Genomic DNA, 17,300 nt, shown 5'->3' on the forward strand with positions numbered 1-17,300 from the left:
GCGCCATCGCCGTGCCCCGCTGTACGCACACCGCTCCGTACAGCCGCACCTTCTTGACCTCGGTCATCAATGCTCCTGCCTTTGCAGATCTGCGTTTCAGATCTCTTTCGTGGATCTGAGAGTATGTCGTGTCCAGCATCGTGTCAACAGATCTGACCAACAGATCTTCTCAGCAGATCGGTTATGGCAGATCTGTTTCTCGGATCTATACTCAGCCGGTAAGTGCTGTGCGGCACGGCCGAACGGGACTCGAAGCCATCCGAGAGATAGGAGCAGCGTTGTCTACTGACGATCCAGATGACCGGGACAACAACCGGCCGACCATCGAAGTCACGAACGGCCAGAACGGCAGGATGACCGCTTCCGCGGTCCTCGACTCGAGAATTTCGATCAGCCACCTTCGGGACGCGGAGTCCATCGGCTCGATCGTCGACGGAGAGTTCCTCGACGTCGAGGAGGAACTGAAGATCGTCCTCGGCGACAACGTGCGGGCGCGAGACCGCAATATCCGCGTGTCATCGGTGTCGTTCCGCGGGGACCATGAACACGACGTCGTCGTCCAGAGCACGCTCCTGATCGATTTCACGCAGTGCGACGCGACTGATCCGAGGTGCAATGACGTGGTCGGCCTCATCGTCTACGACGCAGTTGCCGAGCTCCGCAAGTCGCTGGCACGCGACCTGGCCCAGTACGCCCGAGGGCAGTAGTTTCGCGGGGTCGAAAGAGTGTGACCCGGGCGTTGTCCGAGGGGCAAAGCCTACCGGGGGAGCGTCTGGTCAACAGCCTGAAGCGGTCCATCGACAGCGCGTGGTTCAGCGCGGCCGTGGCCAACGGCCCGGCAGAGACCCTGGCCACCATCACGCCCACCGACGTGTACGCGGGCGGCACGGCGTTCACCGACGCCGACGTGTTCCTCGAGGCGCAGGCCGCGGCCGAGGGCCTGGGCGTGGCGGTCACCAGCTGGGTCACCAGCCCCGGCACCGCGCTGGAGCTGGCGTCGCTGAAGGAGGCAGCTGGCTCGAACAAGCCGCTGCTCCAGGACGCGACAGCCGCGGGCGGCAGGACCGTGGAGGCGTCTATTGCATTACGTTGCCACGGCCTCGCCGCGGGCCGCGCGGGCCAAATCGCCGGCGCGGAGCCGGATCATCCGCTGCGCCGTCCCGATCCGCTGCGCCGGGACGGTGCCCTCGGCGATCCAGCGCCGGAGGGTTCCGTGGGGCACGCCGAGGAACCCGGCCGCGTCCTTGACGGACAGCAGACGGTTCTCGTCGATAAGCGCCGAGTTCGCTTTACTTTGCTTTTCGTTCAACGGGTTAACGTAACTCGCCATGACGTCGCCCTAGGGAAAGGCATGCCTGCGCTTCAAGCAAAAGCGCTAGTCGTAGGACGTTTTCTCGGCGCGTCGCGGGGATGTCTTGTTGCCCAACGCTTTTGTACACTGGCCTACAGAGCTAAGTCGTTTCGACCGCGAGCCTCGACAGCGCTTCGGCCACCGCAGCGTCGCGGCCGCTGACGGCCTGCTGGTAGATCAGCGACGCCTTCGCGGTGGAGTGGCCGAGCCGGTCCATCGTCTCAACGAGGTTGCCGACGCGCGCGGTCTGCGTGCCGCAGAAAAGTGGCGCAGATCGTGGAACCGGACGCCCTCGCGGCCGATGCTGTCGAGCGCGTCGGCGAAGTAGTCGCGGAACACGCGGTCGTTGAGGTGGCAGCCGTCGCGCGCAGGCGGAAACAGAAGCGCGGCAGGCTCTTCGGCGACGTAATCAATCAGGTGCTGTTCGAGGTCAGGCCGATATGCGGCGGCACAACGACTTTGCGTCGCCCAGGCCGGCGTACCACGCGCGCACCGTTTGCGACGAGAGTCCGGGCAGCGGCAGGCCGCCGAGCACGTCGAGGTGGTTGTCGAGGATCGCCTGGTATCCCGCTCGCGTCCGCGGCTCAAATCCCTCTCGTCGATCCACCTCTGGGCGTAGGTCCCGACCGTGAGCACCTCGGCCCGGGCCTGGGCCGCGCGGACCGCCGGTGCCGTCCAGGTGCCGAGCTCATCAGCCGCCGCTCGTTGGCCAGCCAGCCCTCGCCGTCTATCTTCGCGGTGAAGGTCGACGGCGCACAGTGCCGAGCGAAGTCCGGTCCGACGTAGCTAGCCTGCCACCGAGTGCCCTGCTGGCGGAGCCAGCCCCAGCCGCGCCGCCCCTTCTTCCCCGCCATCAGTCACCTCCCGGTCAAGCTATCTGCGAGCTATCCGCGTGCTATCTCGGGCTAGCTCGCGCAAACTCTCAGGTGTAGACCGGTCTACAGTATCGCCTGGTCAGAGGCGGAAACACACTGGCCACGATACCACCAGCAACTAAGAGAACGGCTAACTCGGATCCTGCCGGGGGCACGGGTATGTATCGCCTGGTCAGAGGCCGTTTACAGCGGCCTTCGTTTGGCCGTTCGCGCGATCTACCTGTGATCTTCCCTAGCGGCTGCCATCGCTAGCCAGCGCCTCCGGGTTGTCCGTCGGTCTCCAGCCAATCCGACCGGACGAGCCCTTTATGACAACCGCCATGGTGTACCTCGTCCAGTCTTTCTAGAAAGCTGGCTTAAATTTGACCATACCGAGAAGGTCGGAAATTCCCTCTAGTGTAAGGTCCGGCTCGCTGTCCAGACCGGCGTCCTCCCGAATCTCTTTTTCGCGTTCGACGTCCGCCTCCGTCCAGTGCGTCACACGCACCAAACGTGCCCAAAGATTTGGATCGACCGCCGTGCCGTATCGAGCCCAAGCCGACACGACACCAGCACATTTCGCCATGAACACATCTCTAACGAGACTATCGCCGAGATAAAGCGAAAAGCGCGGATCGACATCAAGCCGATCACAGATGTCGCGTAACGTTTTCGGATTAGGCTTGCGATCTTCACTTGGCAAAACGGTCACGTAGTCACATTCATGATCGGCAGATGATAGGCGTTGGGCGGGTGCATAAAGCCGCTTGATGAACGGCCGTAGACCGAGCTTTTCAATTCTATCCGCACCATTAACCGCCCTAGCGTCGGTATAAGCGACGATCGGCACACCTTCAGCCTCAATCGCTTTAAGCGTCTCATGTACGCCCGGGTAGAGTTGAAGATGCGCTTTTCGCGCCTTGTTAAAAGCGTAGAAGGCGGGGTCTAGCTCTTGTCTGACCTCATCTTCACTGAGTTCAGCGAAGTGGTCCCGAATGCAGCGAGCCTCGCTCAGCGCGAAAGGATGCTCGGAACTTCCATGACGCTGATGGACTGCACGTAAATCATCAAGGAGCACTTCTCTTGGAATAGACCACCGCGTCACCGCGTCATCGATCATCGCATAGAATGACGGTACAAATGAACCCACCCAATCGTAGAGAGTATTGTCAAGGTCGGTAATCAGCAGCGATATCGTCGGCTTCATATTTACCTTACGAACGACCAGTCGTTCAACATTAATCTACCCTTTTTGCTGTCGATTTCTAATGCCGCTTGCCATTCCTGCATAAGAGAAAATGCACGGCGTCGTATTGAGCGCCAAATTTCGAGACGTAGCTCTACCGGCGAAAAATAAAGAAGGTTGAAATAATTTTTAAAACCATCGGTTTCTTTAGACCCGGCACTCCCGCCACCAATGATAGATAGATCGCCCAGCTTATACTGCGGGTTCGCTTGCTCCGGAAGTTCGTAAACCGACGACCGCCAAATAAAAGAACGATGCTTATGGCCGTGAAGAGCCAGCTGAACGCCATGCTTCGCCGCTACTCTCTGTATTCCTACGGCATCCACGGCGATACCGTAGCCACGAGAATAGCCATCAGCTTCCTCAGCGTCCTCCGTTAAGGCAAGGTGATGGTGGATAGCGAGAATGCGCAATGCCAACGTTTGCGGCTTCGTCCAACCAAGATCAGTCGCAACCTTATCAAAGCTTGCGTCGTCAATCTTGCCCATCCCTGCCAGAAATTTTTCCCCTGTACTAAGAGAGGATGAATTCAGGGCACAAATCTCTAGAGAAAGACCCGAGGGCAATAGAAACCTTCTGCCCATGGATAAGTGCACACTAGGCTCGTGACGGAAGAGATCCTTGTAGAACCTCTTGTAGTTCTCCTTCGCGGTAGCCGGTGCATTCTTGACCTCGGCTTTATCCTTATACGTGGCGTCTGTGCTCCATACAATGTCATGGTTGCCGGGAATAATAACTAAGTGATCTGGCCCTAGATCGAGTAAACCAAGCAACAGCGACAAATTCCTTTTAGCTTCCTCGAACTCTTCTTCACTACCCATGAATGTCAGATCGCCGGTAACAACTATTAAGCCAACAGTTTTGCCATTCAGTGCTCGACTTATCGCTTCTACGAGAGTCGGCTTCGTTGGGTCATCGATCTCGCTCTCGAGTCGCCACACATGTTGCTGGCGGGTTTTTCCAGAACCAGGAGCGACGAAATGTGGATCTGTTATATGAAGCACGACGTCGGAGTTGCATTTTACCGGTTCTGCCGAGATGGCCCATGGGAGTGCCGGCACACCGAGTATCATCGGCTTGCTGGAATCGGAAGGAGCCTTGGGTCGCACCTTCCAAATTGTGGTGTCCATTCCTCTCAGCTCTTCCCCTGAGAGAATGACTTTCCCGTTGAATTTTTCAAGCGTTACCGGGGTATAGTTCGGTAACGATGGCGCTTCCGCGTAAGAATAATTCCCGAAAAAATTGTTGACCGGATCACCGATCTTTGCCAGCTTCAACCATGCACGGCTGAATGGACTGTTTCGATAGTAGCTCGGGATCAAGTCATGTTCACCATCCGGTACATCTCTAAGAACAGTGGACCCGTCTTCCTCGCGTGGCCTTACGATTTCTACAACTGTCGCGAACCGCACGTTGTCTGTTCCGGAGTCGAACAATCCTATTTGTTGCGATTTCTTGCTGCGAATCGCGTTCTCTAGCTCCGTCCATACTGGTTGCCGACTATCTTCGGACGGCCGTTTCCACCACCCCCACCAGCAGACTCCGTGTTTTTTGATGATTTTTTGGTGTTCCTCTACTGTTGGGGCGACAAGGTCCCTAAACCGAAATAGGAAATCGATGTTTCCCGGTGCTCCGACCATCGAGACCTCCATGGAATTTGCGTAGTTGATGAATTTCGTTTAATGCTCATGGCCGCGTGATCTAGGCTGCACGCCGGGGTGCCGCCGAAGCGCAACCTCTTGACCAGAGGTAGCGACCGTATGGAGCCTTGACGGCCTCCTTGCCACGGTCAGCATGCTAGTGATCCACTCCGACACGCACCAGGCAATTCGCCTAGTCCATGTCAAAGTGTCGGTCACGCCAGGCCTCTGATACATGCGACTTGACCGGCGATTCGCGGCTGTCAGTTGGCACATCCGGCGATCAGGTCGTTGAAGCACACGCCCCGGGAGCCTGCCAGCGGTGCTGACAAGCCGGACCAACGCCGCGGACAGTGAATCGCACGACCGCCCTGACGGGCAGCCCCGCCACGGTAGCGGCGCGTTCCCGGTCGTGTCGCCCTAAGCATGTCGGCGGACGCTCATAGAGTGCGAGGTGTGACCATGACAACCGCCGACGAGATACAGAACTACGGTGAGGTATTCACCCGACGCTGGGTAGTCGATGTGCTTCTAGACCTAACCGGCTACACAGTGGACCGCGATCTAGCAGCCCTCCGCCTCGTCGAGCCGTCCTGCGGGTCGGGCGCGTTCCTCGGGCCTGCGATCGAACGGCTCATCGCAAGCGCGGTCGCGCATGGGCGCGAGGTCGCGACCCTCGGCGAGTGCATATGTGCATTCGACTTGCGGCCCGAGCATGTCGAGACCTCCCGTAACGTCTGCCGTTCGTTGCTGGAAAGCGCCGGAGCGTCGAAGGAGGTCGCGGCCCGGTTGGCCGGACAATGGGTTCATTGCGATGACTTCCTACTGTCGGGCGTCGGGCTCCTTGCCCACTCTGATGTTCCGCCTGCTGACGTAATCGTGGGCAACCCGCCATATATCCGCTACGACGACCTGCCGGAGACCGCCGCTGCGGAATACCGACGCACGTGGGCGACCATGCGGGGCCGAGGCGATGTCTATGTCGGCTTCATCGAGCGGGCGCTTCGTACCCTCAAACCGGCAGGGCGGGTCGGATTCATCTGCGCCGACCGCTGGATGCGTAACCAGTACGGTGCCGCCTTGCGAAGGCTGGTCGCCAGCAGATTTGCTGTCGAACACGTCTGGACCATGCACGACGTGGATGCCTTCGAAACACGCGTCTCGGCCTATCCAGCGATCATTGTTCTGTCGAACACGTTGCAGCGCGGGGCGACGGTCGCCGAGACGACTGCGGGGTTTGGGCCGGCAAGCGCATCTGCGCTCGCCAAAGCCGCCACGCACGAAGGTTTCGATGAATACATCGACGTGGGGGTGAAGGCACACCGGCTCGCGCAGTGGTTCCCTGGGGATGGCCTGTGGCCTACCGGATCACCGGCGAGGCTCGCGTTGATCGCGCACCTCAACGCTAAGTTCGGACCGTTGCACGACCCTCGCACGGGCACGCGGGTAGGCATCGGCATCGCTACCGGAGCCGATAAGGTGTACGTGACCAAAGATGTGAATGCCGCCGAGGCTGACCGAATGGTGCCACTGTCGATGGCTCAGGACTTGGCGACGGGCGAGTTTGTATGGCACGGCAACTATTTGGTGAACCCGTGGGCAGAGGATGGCTCGCTCGTCGCGCTGGACGGTTACCCGCGCATGGCGGCATACCTGTCGGCGCACCCGGTCCTGCGCGAACGATTCGTTGCGCGCAAGGCCCCTAAGTCATGGTATCGGACGATTGACAAGTTGAGCGCCGGTCTCACGGCCAAACCAAAGCTTTTGCTTCAAGACATGAAGGCCTACATTCACCCCGTCTTGGAACGCGGTGGGTACTACCCGCACCACAACCTCTATTACGTGGTGTCCGACACCTGGGACATGGAGGTCCTGGGCGGTTTGCTGCTCGGGCGGGTTGCGCAGGCGTATATCGAGGCGTACTGCGTCCGTATGCGCGGAGGGACGCTACGGTTCCAGGCGCAATACCTTAGACAGATTCGGGTTCCCTATCCTGAGCGCATCGACCCGTCCGTGGCTGAGGGCTTGCGTATCGCGTTCCGCGAGCGCGATGTGGATGCGGCAACCAAGGCCGCTGGCGAAGCCTATGACATTGATCTGGCGGAGTACGAGCTGACGACACCATGACAGCTACTTTCGATGACTACGACGCCGCTGTCCGCGCGTTCTGGGCCGGACGCGACCTTCAAACACAGAGGCAGATCGACTCGGGAAAGATCGATGCAGGCACTCGCGGATCAGTCACCGGCGGGCAGCACCTTGCTCCACTCCAAGACGTTATCGCCGAGCAGTTCTCGCCCCTAATTGAGTTGGGTGCGGAGGTCCGGCGGACCGGCATTATTCCGCTGCCAGGCTTCTATCGGCGTGCCAAGAACTGGGACATCGTGGTCACCTTCGAGGGCATCCTGGTCGCTGCCATTGAGTGCAAGTCACAGGTCGGCTCGTTCGGCAACAACTTCAATAACCGCACAGAGGAAGCTATCGGGAACGCGGTGGACCTTTGGCGCGCTTACGAGGCGGGCTACGTAGGCAAGGTTCGCCCTTGGCTGTCGTTCGTCTTTGTTATTGAACACGCAGCGGGTTCCACTACCGCAATTCGAGATCAGGGCACTCCCATTTACCGGACCGACCCCGTTTTCGACTATTCGTCGTACATCGACCGATACGGGATTCTGTTTGATCGGCTGGTTCGCGAACGGCTATACGACGCAACCTGTTTGGTCTCAAGCGTTAACGGCGAGGGCATTCGCGACGAGCCGGTACCGGAGGTCTCGACGCAGAATCTCACCGCCGCCATAGCGGGCCGGGTGGCGTACATTCGCGGCCTTACGTGAAGTCCCGAAGCCACGGATGCGATGCATTTCCAAGGTTCACGCTAGGCATACAGACATTGCCCGCATGAGGTCGGACAGCCCCGGCGTCAGTCCGGTACCGGCCGGACGGCCTCGGGCTGCTCCGGCGTGGCGTGGCCGTCGCGTCGGGAGCCGGTGCGACATGCGACGCATGCTCTTGGCTGACGGTCCCTGGCCCTGGAAGACGTTGGCCGCGGGACTGCCGTGGCTCGAACGTGCTCTATCGCACGCATGGTTCTTCGTATGGCACGCGTGGATTCACTTGTGGCAGAACCTATCTCAGTCCCAAGGCACAGTGCTTGGCGGTACCTTTGTCATCATCGCAGCCGTGATCGCGTTCGGCACCGGATCACTCAATCGCAGGGCGCGTGACAACCAATTTGACTACCAGGAATTAAAAGCGCTTTATTCCGAATCGCTCAACCTAACATCGCAATTCGCCGCCAGGCATCTAAAGACCAGTGAAGAACGTCTCGCAGATCAGAGGCAAATAACCGAAAAAAGACCGATTTCGCCGCGCGGGAAGCGATCTGGACGCTACGTTTCTTCTCCTGAGGAATGCAAAGGTGGCGTCAGTCAGTGGTGCCCTCGCGGTTCCGCTGGGACAGCAGGATCGCTCACAAGGGTTGAGGAATAAGGTGAGATGTCTCCCGTGGGTACTTTCGGCGGCCTTATTTTTGGCTGGGTGCGGGTCTGACCAGCAGACTTCGTCTTCGTCGCATCCAAACATGCCTGCCGCGCCCACGCGGCCACCTCCACCTGCTAACCTGGCGCAGCTTTGCGATGGACTGACATGGCCGCGGCCGATCCCGGCTGTCGTGGGCGTGGAAGTCGGCAATGCGGTTTCACTTATCTGCTGGGACGACGTTAGGGCGGTCGCGCCGGATGGTCATGACCCGCTGAACCATCCGAACGATGGGGACAAGGGTGTTGTATATCCGATCACCGATATTTCGCCGGCGCCGGGAACCATGGTTGGTCGCAAAGACGTGATAACCGCCCAGGTTGTTCCTGAAGCTCTATCCGCCGCTCAACCGGCTTTCTTCCCCTGTGGTTGGGTCACCACGGACGAGGCGGCCGGGCTTTTGGGTGGCTCGCCCACAACCGCGTTACCGACCGGAGACGAGCCTGGCTCCGTTACTCCTTCCTGCGATTACCACAATGACTCTCACTTCGTCACCTCCGAACTGCAGCTGCCTGCCGACTTCCCTGTGGACGCGCGAACCGAGCAAGACATGCACGCCGCGAGCGGACATTGGAGTGAGTTGAGTGGCCTTCCCGGCCGAGCGACGTGCAGCGAGTCGGAGAACGAACAACACAAGAAGTCGACTTGGTTGTTGGTACTTCTGAGCGGTAACAGGCTCTATCAGGCGCTGGGCATCGAGGGCGAATCATGCGACACACTTAAGCAATTCGCCCAAACAGCGATTCCTCGCATTGGCAAATCTGGATGACGCGGTAAGCGATAGGCGGACCGAAGTCGATGACGCGCGAGGACTTTGCGCGCGGTCTATATATTTTGCGCCACGCATATTGCCGCTCAGTATGGCGACCGCACCGCGCTACTGCTCTCTCAGCGATCGCCCTGCACTCGCGCCGCATCGGTGACGACACGATCATCCGGCGAGACACGCACAAACTTTTGCCCGAAAGGACAGGCCGCCACCGTCAAGTCACGCAAGCCCTCCATGGTGGGAGCACGCGCCCTGGCGATGTGTTGAGTGGGTGTAAGTCCCATCTCGACAAGGCAGGTCCAGGCCGCCCTTACTCTGGTCGTGGTCCGGGCCCGGACGACATTCACGGTCGACGTTCACATAGTCACACCCCGGCGACAATGGCGCTGGTGCGAGCCACGTTGTCCCCAACGTCAGCAGCACGGCCGCCGCTGCCCGCCCGATTAGCTTCACGCGCTTGGTTATATGTCAATTCACGCCAGCAGAAGGTCAAAACCGTCAAATTCCTCCAAACGACTTGAATAAATTCATTTTGCCTATCGCTGTCGAGCGACCCACCGCCAATCTTGATCGCCTTCGGCGGCGTCATGGGCGCCGGCCACGAATGGCGCAGAGCCAAGCGCTCCGCGTGCGAACCGGTTATGACCGCCACGCGGTCGCTGACTGGTCGTATCAATCTGCCCCAGTCCATGCTGCCGCTCGGCAAGAGGCACGTACTCTTTGTCGCTGTTGCAGATTTCGACTGTGGGAGCCCGCTTTCCGGGCTTGCCCATGCAGGGATAGTTCCGCGCGCCCCCCACGCTGATCGGTGAATCCTGGGGGAGTTTGCAGTAGAGGTTGTCCGGGGTGTCGGCCTCGCTCACGTCGGCCGGCGAGCGCCACTGCGACGGCGGCAGAAACCCCACCGTGCACGCCGGCGGGTCGGCGATCGTCAGCGTGAAGCCGCCGACCGCCAAACCGGTCGGGTTGGTGACGCCGTGGGACCCATAGGCCGCGACGGACGGGGGAGCAGCACCAGGAGTTGCTCGAGCGCCGGGTGATAAACCACGCCGATCTGGCCGATCGTGGACAGGTGCGCCAAGAACACCGGCAGCGTAGGCTTCATCTGATCTAGCAACCGCGAAACCTCTTGCTCGAAGCCGGGTCCGGCGTGCAGCAGCTTCCGGAACTGCGCATCGTCGGTCACCATCTGGTCGGTGAAACCGGCGAGGTTGTGCGCCCACCGTCGCGTCTGGTCGGACGCCTGCGCCTGCGCGTCCAGGAAGGGCGCACCGTCGTCGACCAGGGCGCGCGTGTGGTCGACCAGGCCCGACGCGTCGTGCGACAACCTGCTCGACGAATCGAGCAGGGACTCCAGGTCATAGCCCGCCCCGTTGAACGCGGTGAACGACTCGTCGAGCAACTGCCCGAGCTTGTCTTTGGGAATGCTTTTCACCAACGCGCTGAGCTTGTCCAGCATCGGTCCCACCGGTCGCGGAATGCTGGTGTCGCGCGCGGCGATCACCGACCCGTCGCGCAGATACGGTCCCGCTTCCGAGCGCGGCACCAGATCCACGTACTGCTCGCCCACCGCGGACATGCTACGCACCGCCGCATGCACATCGGCGGGGACCTTCGGCGAAGTATCAAGCTGCAGTGTGGCTTCGCGCCGGCAGCGGTCGGGCCGACCGCGGTCACCTTGCCGATCTGCACGCCGCGGTAGGTGACGTTGCTGAACCGGTACAGGCCGCCGGTATCGGGCAGCTCCAGCGTCACGGTGAGCTTGCCGATCCCGAGCAGCGTCGGCACCTGCTTGTACTGGAAGAACATGAACGCCATCGCGACCACCGAGGCGAGCGCAAAGGTGGTCAGCTGTATCCGGACGAAGCGCGTCAGCATCAGCCACCGCCCCGCGACGGTTGGTCCACGGGCGCAATGGCACTCATGTCGGTCGCCACCACAGCGGGCGTCGGCGGGGGCGTGCCAGCAGGGGGCGGTGCGCCGGGCGCAGGCGGCGCCAAAGGCGTCGTCACGCCGAACCCGAGCGGGTCGTAGGTGTAGTTGCCGTACCACGAATCGCCTGGGGCGGGCACCAGCGGCGCGTCCGGATCTCCCCACCGGGTGCCCGCGAGCAACGTCCTCTTCAGCCGGGGGATGGTCACGTCGATGACGGCAAACACGTTGAAGTAGTCGCCCCGCACCGCGCGGTCGATGAAGTTGTGCGTGAACGGGAACGTTGGCACGTATCCCAGCACCGTGCTGAGGTCGGGCCCCACGTCGGCTAGCGCCTGGATGGTCGGCTCCGGTTCTGCAGGTTCTTCACCAGGTCGGCCTGGGTCTGGTTGACCAAATGGGTTGCGGTGTTGCTGAAGACGCGGAGCTTGTCCAGCGCTGCGGTGATGCGCGGCCGCTCCCGGATCAGCACGTCGAGCGCGGGCGGAATCTTGCGCAGCGCCTGGGTGATCACCTCCCACTGCGAGGCGAACGTGCCGGCCAGCCGGTTCAATGAATCGATCGACGCGATGATCCTGTCGCGCTGTTGATCCAGCACACCGACGAAGTCGTCGAGGCGCGTCAACAGCTGGCGCACGTCGGTCTCGTGGCCGGACAACGCCGCGCTGAAATTGAGCACGATGTCGCCGATCTGGCCCAGCCCGCCGGAATTGAGCACCACCGACAGCGCCGAGAGCGTCTGCTCGGTCGAGGGATACGACGACGAGCGGTCCAGCGGAATGGTGGCACCGGGCTGCAGCCGTCCCCGCCCAGGCTGGCCCAGCGGGGGATTGAGCTCCACGTGCATCGACCCGACAGGCTGGTCTGCCCGACGGCGGCCACCGCATTCCCGGGCACCACGACATCGGGATTGACCGAGACCTCGACGTCGGCGTGATCGCCCTTGACTCGCATCCTGCCCACGCTGCCCACGATGACGTCGCCCATCATCACCGACGAATTCGATTCCAGCGTGCCGACATTGGCGATCTCGACGTGATACACGTGGGCATCCGACCCGCGCCCGACCGCGCCGGGCAACGGCAGCGAGTTCACACCCTGAAACGCGCAACCGCCCACGGCGAAGCACGCCACAATTAACAGCCCAAGGACCCGCGTCATGGCGGCGGCGCCCCCAGCCCGGCCGCCGCTGGCTGATCAGCCGGAGGCGCCGGCCCGCCATGGTCGGCCGGGAGCAACAGATCCTCCACACCGTGCGGCGTCGAATCACCGTTGATGCCCGTATAGGCCCACACCGCCGGCGGAACGTCGGGCGGTGTCGGTGAGGGCCCTTCGGCGCCGGGCGCCAGGCGCGGGGGACCTCAGGTACATGAGTGAACCCCGAAAGCGCTGGCGCATGTGCTAGCTCTTTCCGGCAACGCTCTATACCTCCGAACAGCGGTGCCGACTACGGCCGAGGAATCCTGCTGGGCTAGAACGGGACTCGCGTGGATGACGCCAACGCCTCTGCCCAAAGCAGGCGAGCAATAGATTCGGCGGCTGCTGACACACAACGCTCCCGCCGGAAGCCGATGCGGCGTGTCGGTGCGGTATTGCACCAAGTTTCTGTTTACCCTCCGTCCAGGGCCACAACCTGCAGCTTTTTTCGTCACATCTATAAGCCGTTGCGGCGGCCCCGGAGCGGACACCCATGACGAGCATCTCGCGGGCAAAGGTCGCCAGCGCCGCACGAACGTTCGGCCGGGTCGCTTTGTTGTCCGCGGTTGCCGCGTCGCCGGTGATATTGGCCGCCGGGGTGCACGCCAACCCGGGCGCTCCCGTCCCCGACGCCGACCATGAGTTGGGAATGTATGGCGATCCCATCGCCGCCGCGCCCTACTGGCGCGAACAACACGCTTCCGACTGTGGGGAGATGGCGGTGGCCGATGTGGTCGGCGAGATTACGGGACGCGAGCCATCCGAACAGCAGATGATCACTTTGGCCGAAAACACGCCGAGCACAGCGGGTCACAAGCCGATTTGGACGCCGACGGGCACCACCGATATCGCCGACCTTCCGGTACTGCTGTGGCACTACTGGATCAGAGCCGAGAACATTCAGACTGATACCGCCGCCGTGGCGCGCAAGCTGAGCGGAAACCACAAGGTCATCGCCATTGTCAATGCCGAAACCATTTGGAACCGGCCCGGGAAGCGGAACTTTGCAAACCACTTCGTGGTGGTCACCGGCATTGACAGCAGGGCCGGTGTGGTCCATCTCAACGACAGCGGCATCAGTACCGGCCGCAACGAGCAGGTCCCCATCGCCGTCTTCGAGCGGGCGTGGGCCCCGAACTACAACTCGGCTATCGTGACCAAGTGATGAGTCGCCCACCCGTAGCGAAATAACCTGCAAGCAAACGCAATCGAACAGCGGTGTTCACTACAGTCGAAGCACGCGACGCGCACAAGAAAGGACCGGGGCGGATGACGCGAATGCCCCTGGTGAGTACCGACCGCCAACCCGACGGGATCAAGCAGCCCATCGCGCGCCCCGACACGCTCAACGTGCTGAAACTAATCGCCAACGCGCCCAACATCTTTGACGGTTGGGCGCAGATGACGGGCGAACTGTTCAAAAGCCCCACCTTCACCCCGCGGATGCGCGAAGTGATCATCCTGCGGGTGGGCCACCTGCAGGACTCGCCCTACGAACTCGCCCAGCACGTCATCTTCGGCCGCACCGCGGGGCTCACCGACCAGCAGATCGACGCCCTCCAAGACAAAGCGGACGTCGACGCGGCCGGCTTCACCGACGACGAACGCACCGTCATCGACACCGTCACCGAGCTGTGCACCACCCGCCACCTCAGCGACGACTCCTTCGCCACGGCCCACGCCCTGCTCGGCGACGAGGCGCTCACCGAACTGCTGATGATCGTCAGCTGCTACTACGGCCTCGCCTTGGTCCTCAACGCCGTCGACCTGGAGATCGACGCATGACCCGGATCCCGTATCGCCAGCCCGAACAGATGCCCGACAGAGCCCGCGAGTTGACCGCGCGGCGGGGCAATCTCAACGTGTACCGCGCGCTAGCCAACGCCGAAAAGGTGTTCACCGGCTGGATGGTGGCCGGCGACGCCGCGCTGACCAGCCCGGTGCTGCCCAGAAGGCTTCGCGAACTCATCGTGCTGCGCACCGCCTACCTGATGGACTGCCCCTACGAACTCGGCCAACACAAAGACGTCGCGCAAACCGTCGGAGTCGACGTCGAAGCCATCGACGCCATCACCTCCGAATCCGACTGGAAAACAAGCCAATTCGACGCCACCGAGCTGGCCATTTTGCACCTGACGACCGAACTGGTGACCACCCGCCGCGTCGCCGAACCGCTCTTCCAACAAGTGCACACCGCCCTCGGCTCGGAGGCCACCGTCGAGACGCTGATGGTCATCGCCCGATACGCGGGCCTGGCGCTGATGCTCAACGCGCTCGACGTGGACCTCGACGAGACCGCCCGGCTCCCAGTACCGCCGACGGGGTCAGGCCAAAAGTAATTACCGAGATTGCCTAATCTTCCCTCCGACCAGGGGGGCCTCCCGTAATGTCCATGGAATGGTGGAGCGCAAGCAGCCGTCGACCCGCCTGTCAGCCGAGGACTGGCTCGAGGTGGGTTACACCGTCCTTGCCCATGAGGGAGTGCGCGCACTCAAGGTCGAACGCCTCTGCCAGCAGGCGGGTGTCACCCGCGGCAGCTTCTACTGGCACTTCGAGGACATCGAAGCGTATCGGGCCGCACTGGTCGAGTCGTGGAACAAATTCCTGGAGCGCGACCGTCAGGCGCTGACCGAGCTCGACGGGCTACCTCCGCGGGAACGGCTGTCGGCCCTGACCGAAACGCTGGTCAGCCCCAAATACTGGGTGCTCGAGCGGGCGATGCGCGAATGGGCCCGCCTGGACCCGGTGGCCGCCGAGAACATCCGCGCCGCCGACCGGCTGCTGCTGCGCACCGTGATAAAGGCCTACTGCGACTACGGTTTGAGCTACGAGGACGCCAGACTGCGCGCCGAACTGACCTTCGCCGCAGGGATCGGCCTGCTGCACCTCACCACCTCGGCCGAGCAGGCCCGGTCGGTGGCCCAACGAGAAAGATTCCTGGCCGTGATGCTGGGCGAGTCGGGGACGGGCCAAGCCAAATCAGATCATGGCGATGGGTGAGATCTTCGCGCCAATCGCCAACGCCCCGGCCAACTCTCGACTGGCGTCGTAGTCGAACACGACATGTCCCGCGGCGATATCCACGTCGCGCTTGGCGCGCTGCAGTGGGCTCGACAAGAAGTGTGCGCTGGCGCCCGCGGCCTCCATGAGATCGGCGATGATCGCCCGGCTTTCGTGCACGGTGCGCGCGGCCGCCAACCGCGCGTCAGCCCGCACCGACCGGCTCACCCGTTCGCCGCTGACGACGATCGACTCGATCTCGTCGGCGGTCCGAGCCGCCAGCGCCCGCAGTGAACTCAGCCGCACCCGAGCCTCGCCCAGCCTGATCTGAGCGGCCGGCTGGTCTTTCTGCGCCACCCCGCTGTAGGCCAGCACGCGCTCGCTGAGCCGTTCGGCGAAGAGCTCGGTCACCCGCTCCGCGGTGCCGAGCACGGGCATCGACGCCGTCAGCGCCAGCGCCGGAACCATCGGCCACCGGTACGTCGCGACCCCGTGTGCAGCCGCGCCGGGTGCCGTCCCGCCGTAGATGTCGGCCACGGCGACCACTCGGTGCTCGGGGACGAACACGTCCGTGATGACGAGATCATGCGAACCGGTGCCGCGCATGCCGGCCGTCTGCCAGGTGTCTACCACCTCGACCCGGTCGGCGGGCAGCACGACGAGCACCGGATCGATACGGTCCTGCCGTTCGATGAGCGCGCCGACGATCATCCAATCGGCATCCATCGCACCGGTCGCCCAGGACCACCTGCCGGTCAGGCGCACGCCACCGTCGACCGGCACGCCCCGGCCGGTGGGGGCCAGGGGAGCCGGCGCCAGCACTGGGCCGGACGCGAAGACTTCGTCCTGAACGCGCGGATTGAACAGCGACAGCATCCAGTTGTGCAGCGCGTAGAACCCCAGCGTCCAGGCGCTCGACGCGCAGCCGTGCGCCATCCGCCGAATCGGTTGCAGCAGTTCGGGAAACGAGGCCTGAAGGCCGCCGAACCGGGCTGGCAGCAGTAACCGAAACAGGTCGGTCTGCCGGAAATCGCTGATCGTCGCGGCGGGCAGGCGCCGCAATCGCTCGGCCTCCTCGGCGCGATCGGCCAGCCGCGCAACGAATTCGTCGGTGACGCCGTGCAGCGGTTGGCGTTCGACCACGGACATGCCCGAGACCGTAACATACTTTTTAGTATGGCGCGGCATCCGGTGCATAGGCACGGCATCGCTAAGCCAGGCCCGATGTCGCGATCTGTGGGAAACGTGACGCAAACGTGGGGAGCCCGGGGCAAGCGGGCGGCGCCACACTGGTCGCGCGGGGTATCGAGCGTGGTGGCAGTTGAACGTCGGATGAATTCGTCTCCGTGGATGAACCGACTCGGCCGGGGTTCCGTCTGCGTTGTGTCGCAGCGCTTTACCCGTGCTTGGAGGTTCGGCGATCGTGAACAATCCGCAGCACGGCCAGGTGACGACCCTCGTGCGCCCCCTTGGAGCGGCGGAGCGGCTCTTCTATCGCTACAGCGAACGCAATCCCGCGCATTTCTCGATCGTGGCGGAATTCGGTGCGGTGCTTGCCGAAAAGCCGCTGCGGGCCGCGGCGCACGGTCAGCTCGACGGGCGGGACGTCCGCCGCACGATAGAAGCCCAGACGCGAGCCGGGGTGGTCCTCGATGTGCACGGATAGCAGGGGATGGCGTCGCAGAACGGCGGCCAAGGCGGCCCGCAGCGGCTTTTCGGCAAGCACCGCACCGAATTCCGCCACGATCGAGAAATGCGCGGGATTGCGTTCGCT

At 62.5% G+C, this 17,300-nt stretch carries 16 protein-coding genes and 2 pseudogenes; 9 read left to right on the forward strand and 9 right to left on the reverse strand.

Translation table 11 applies throughout. From position 1 onward, the window contains the following. Positions 1-128 precede the first annotated feature (128 nt). Positions 129-707: a hypothetical protein gene (locus A9W96_RS31515; protein WP_156765284.1), complete on the forward strand. Its 579-nt coding sequence runs from the start codon at positions 129-131 to the stop codon at positions 705-707. A 377-nt stretch (positions 708-1,084) separates the two neighbouring features. Here the strand turns inward: A9W96_RS31515 and A9W96_RS33355 are convergent, their stop codons facing one another. The 4 genes from A9W96_RS33355 to A9W96_RS30520 all read right to left on the reverse strand — a co-directional run bounded on the left by A9W96_RS33355 (position 1,085) and on the right by A9W96_RS30520 (position 5,103). Beyond that, positions 1,085-1,330 carry a helix-turn-helix domain-containing protein gene (locus tag A9W96_RS33355; protein ID WP_067141408.1) on the reverse strand — a complete coding sequence of 82 codons (246 nt, stop codon included), beginning with the start codon at positions 1,328-1,330 and terminating at the stop codon, positions 1,085-1,087. A 451-nt stretch (positions 1,331-1,781) separates the two neighbouring features. Then, positions 1,782-1,958, reverse strand: coding sequence for a hypothetical protein (locus A9W96_RS32690; RefSeq protein ID WP_231999714.1), 177 nt, complete (start codon positions 1,956-1,958; stop codon positions 1,782-1,784). A gap of 611 nt (positions 1,959-2,569) precedes the next feature. Beyond that, entirely contained in the window at positions 2,570-3,412 is an 843-nt protein-coding gene (locus tag A9W96_RS30515) for an HAD family hydrolase (RefSeq protein WP_082972329.1), read from the reverse strand. A 2-nt stretch (positions 3,413-3,414) separates the two neighbouring features. Next, positions 3,415-5,103, reverse strand: a complete 1,689-nt coding sequence (locus tag A9W96_RS30520) for a metallophosphoesterase (protein ID WP_082972338.1) — start codon at positions 5,101-5,103, stop codon at positions 3,415-3,417. 450 nt (positions 5,104-5,553) lie between these two features. On the opposite strand from A9W96_RS30520, the gene A9W96_RS16910 reads away from it, so the two are divergent. The 3 genes from A9W96_RS16910 to A9W96_RS31520 all read left to right on the forward strand — a co-directional run bounded on the left by A9W96_RS16910 (position 5,554) and on the right by A9W96_RS31520 (position 9,397). Continuing rightward, complete coding sequence (locus A9W96_RS16910; protein ID WP_067141423.1) at positions 5,554-7,218, forward strand: Eco57I restriction-modification methylase domain-containing protein; 1,665 nt, start codon at positions 5,554-5,556, stop codon at positions 7,216-7,218. After that, positions 7,215-7,925, forward strand: coding sequence for a PaeR7I family type II restriction endonuclease (locus A9W96_RS16915; protein ID WP_067141411.1), 711 nt, complete (start codon positions 7,215-7,217; stop codon positions 7,923-7,925). The genes A9W96_RS16910 and A9W96_RS16915 overlap by 4 nt, the downstream gene beginning before the upstream one ends. Positions 7,926-8,761: 836 nt before the next feature. Beyond that, positions 8,762-9,397, forward strand: a complete 636-nt coding sequence (locus A9W96_RS31520) for a hypothetical protein (protein ID WP_156765285.1) — start codon at positions 8,762-8,764, stop codon at positions 9,395-9,397. A gap of 219 nt (positions 9,398-9,616) precedes the next feature. Here the strand turns inward: A9W96_RS31520 and A9W96_RS33360 are convergent, their stop codons facing one another. From A9W96_RS33360 to A9W96_RS16925, 4 genes and pseudogenes are all read right to left on the reverse strand, one after another. Next, the gene (locus A9W96_RS33360; protein ID WP_369830846.1) at positions 9,617-9,850 is read right to left on the reverse strand and encodes a DUF3761 domain-containing protein; all 234 of its coding nucleotides are present in this window, start codon (positions 9,848-9,850) and stop codon (positions 9,617-9,619) included. Next, positions 9,762-9,986: a hypothetical protein gene (locus tag A9W96_RS32235; RefSeq protein WP_197499546.1), complete on the reverse strand. Its 225-nt coding sequence runs from the start codon at positions 9,984-9,986 to the stop codon at positions 9,762-9,764. Before A9W96_RS32235 ends, A9W96_RS33360 begins: the two co-directional genes overlap by 89 nt. 91 nt (positions 9,987-10,077) lie before the next feature. Further along, positions 10,078-11,275, reverse strand: a pseudogene (locus tag A9W96_RS16920) (MCE family protein); the annotation flags it as partial. Continuing rightward, a pseudogene (locus A9W96_RS16925) lies at positions 11,275-12,490 on the reverse strand (MCE family protein). The pseudogenes A9W96_RS16920 and A9W96_RS16925, both read right to left, overlap by 1 nt. Before the next feature lie 685 nt (positions 12,491-13,175). Here A9W96_RS16925 and A9W96_RS16930 point away from each other — a divergent pair. The 4 genes from A9W96_RS16930 (at position 13,176) to A9W96_RS16945 (ending at position 15,526) form a co-directional block, all read left to right on the forward strand. After that, the gene (locus A9W96_RS16930; RefSeq protein ID WP_231999715.1) at positions 13,176-13,691 is read left to right on the forward strand and encodes a hypothetical protein; all 516 of its coding nucleotides are present in this window, start codon (positions 13,176-13,178) and stop codon (positions 13,689-13,691) included. 104 nt (positions 13,692-13,795) lie between these two features. Then, a complete protein-coding gene (locus A9W96_RS16935; protein WP_156765286.1) occupies positions 13,796-14,311 on the forward strand; it encodes a carboxymuconolactone decarboxylase family protein in 516 nt (171 codons plus the stop codon). Next, a complete protein-coding gene (locus A9W96_RS16940; protein WP_067141417.1) occupies positions 14,308-14,865 on the forward strand; it encodes a carboxymuconolactone decarboxylase family protein in 558 nt (185 codons plus the stop codon). Before A9W96_RS16935 ends, A9W96_RS16940 begins: the two co-directional genes overlap by 4 nt. Before the next feature lie 58 nt (positions 14,866-14,923). Then, positions 14,924-15,526 carry a TetR/AcrR family transcriptional regulator gene (locus tag A9W96_RS16945; protein WP_066880064.1) on the forward strand — a complete coding sequence of 201 codons (603 nt, stop codon included), beginning with the start codon at positions 14,924-14,926 and terminating at the stop codon, positions 15,524-15,526. Here A9W96_RS16945 and A9W96_RS16950 read toward each other — a convergent pair. Continuing rightward, complete coding sequence (locus tag A9W96_RS16950; protein WP_067141420.1) at positions 15,506-16,675, reverse strand: acyl-CoA dehydrogenase; 1,170 nt, start codon at positions 16,673-16,675, stop codon at positions 15,506-15,508. The two genes, A9W96_RS16945 and A9W96_RS16950, sit on opposite strands and share 21 nt — an antisense overlap. A gap of 274 nt (positions 16,676-16,949) precedes the next feature. On the opposite strand from A9W96_RS16950, the gene A9W96_RS31525 reads away from it, so the two are divergent. Then, positions 16,950-17,192: a hypothetical protein gene (locus tag A9W96_RS31525; RefSeq protein ID WP_156765287.1), complete on the forward strand. Its 243-nt coding sequence runs from the start codon at positions 16,950-16,952 to the stop codon at positions 17,190-17,192. Positions 17,193-17,300: the final 108 nt, after the last annotated feature.

The sequence above is a fragment of the Mycobacterium sp. 1245852.3 genome (assembly GCF_001669335.1).
GTDB classification, from domain to species: Bacteria; Actinomycetota; Actinomycetes; order Mycobacteriales; family Mycobacteriaceae; genus Mycobacterium; species Mycobacterium europaeum_A.

What these genes read in the sequence shown, in the direction of transcription:
- A9W96_RS33355 (WP_067141408.1), bottom strand. Translation starts at nt 1,330, where the DNA reads ATGGCGAGTTACGTTAACCCGTTGAACGAAAAGCAAAGTAAAGCGAAC.
- A9W96_RS30515 (WP_082972329.1), bottom strand. Translation starts at nt 3,412, where the DNA reads ATGAAGCCGACGATATCGCTGCTGATTACCGACCTTGACAATACTCTC.
- A9W96_RS30520 (WP_082972338.1), bottom strand. Translation starts at nt 5,103, where the DNA reads ATGGAGGTCTCGATGGTCGGAGCACCGGGAAACATCGATTTCCTATTT.
- A9W96_RS16910 (WP_067141423.1), top strand. Translation starts at nt 5,554, where the DNA reads ATGACAACCGCCGACGAGATACAGAACTACGGTGAGGTATTCACCCGA.
- A9W96_RS16915 (WP_067141411.1), top strand. Translation starts at nt 7,215, where the DNA reads ATGACAGCTACTTTCGATGACTACGACGCCGCTGTCCGCGCGTTCTGG.
- A9W96_RS32235 (WP_197499546.1), bottom strand. Translation starts at nt 9,986, where the DNA reads ATGACGCCGCCGAAGGCGATCAAGATTGGCGGTGGGTCGCTCGACAGC.
- A9W96_RS16930 (WP_231999715.1), top strand. Translation starts at nt 13,176, where the DNA reads ATGTATGGCGATCCCATCGCCGCCGCGCCCTACTGGCGCGAACAACAC.
- A9W96_RS16935 (WP_156765286.1), top strand. Translation starts at nt 13,796, where the DNA reads ATGACGCGAATGCCCCTGGTGAGTACCGACCGCCAACCCGACGGGATC.
- A9W96_RS16940 (WP_067141417.1), top strand. Translation starts at nt 14,308, where the DNA reads ATGACCCGGATCCCGTATCGCCAGCCCGAACAGATGCCCGACAGAGCC.
- A9W96_RS16945 (WP_066880064.1), top strand. Translation starts at nt 14,924, where the DNA reads ATGGTGGAGCGCAAGCAGCCGTCGACCCGCCTGTCAGCCGAGGACTGG.
- A9W96_RS16950 (WP_067141420.1), bottom strand. Translation starts at nt 16,675, where the DNA reads ATGTCCGTGGTCGAACGCCAACCGCTGCACGGCGTCACCGACGAATTC.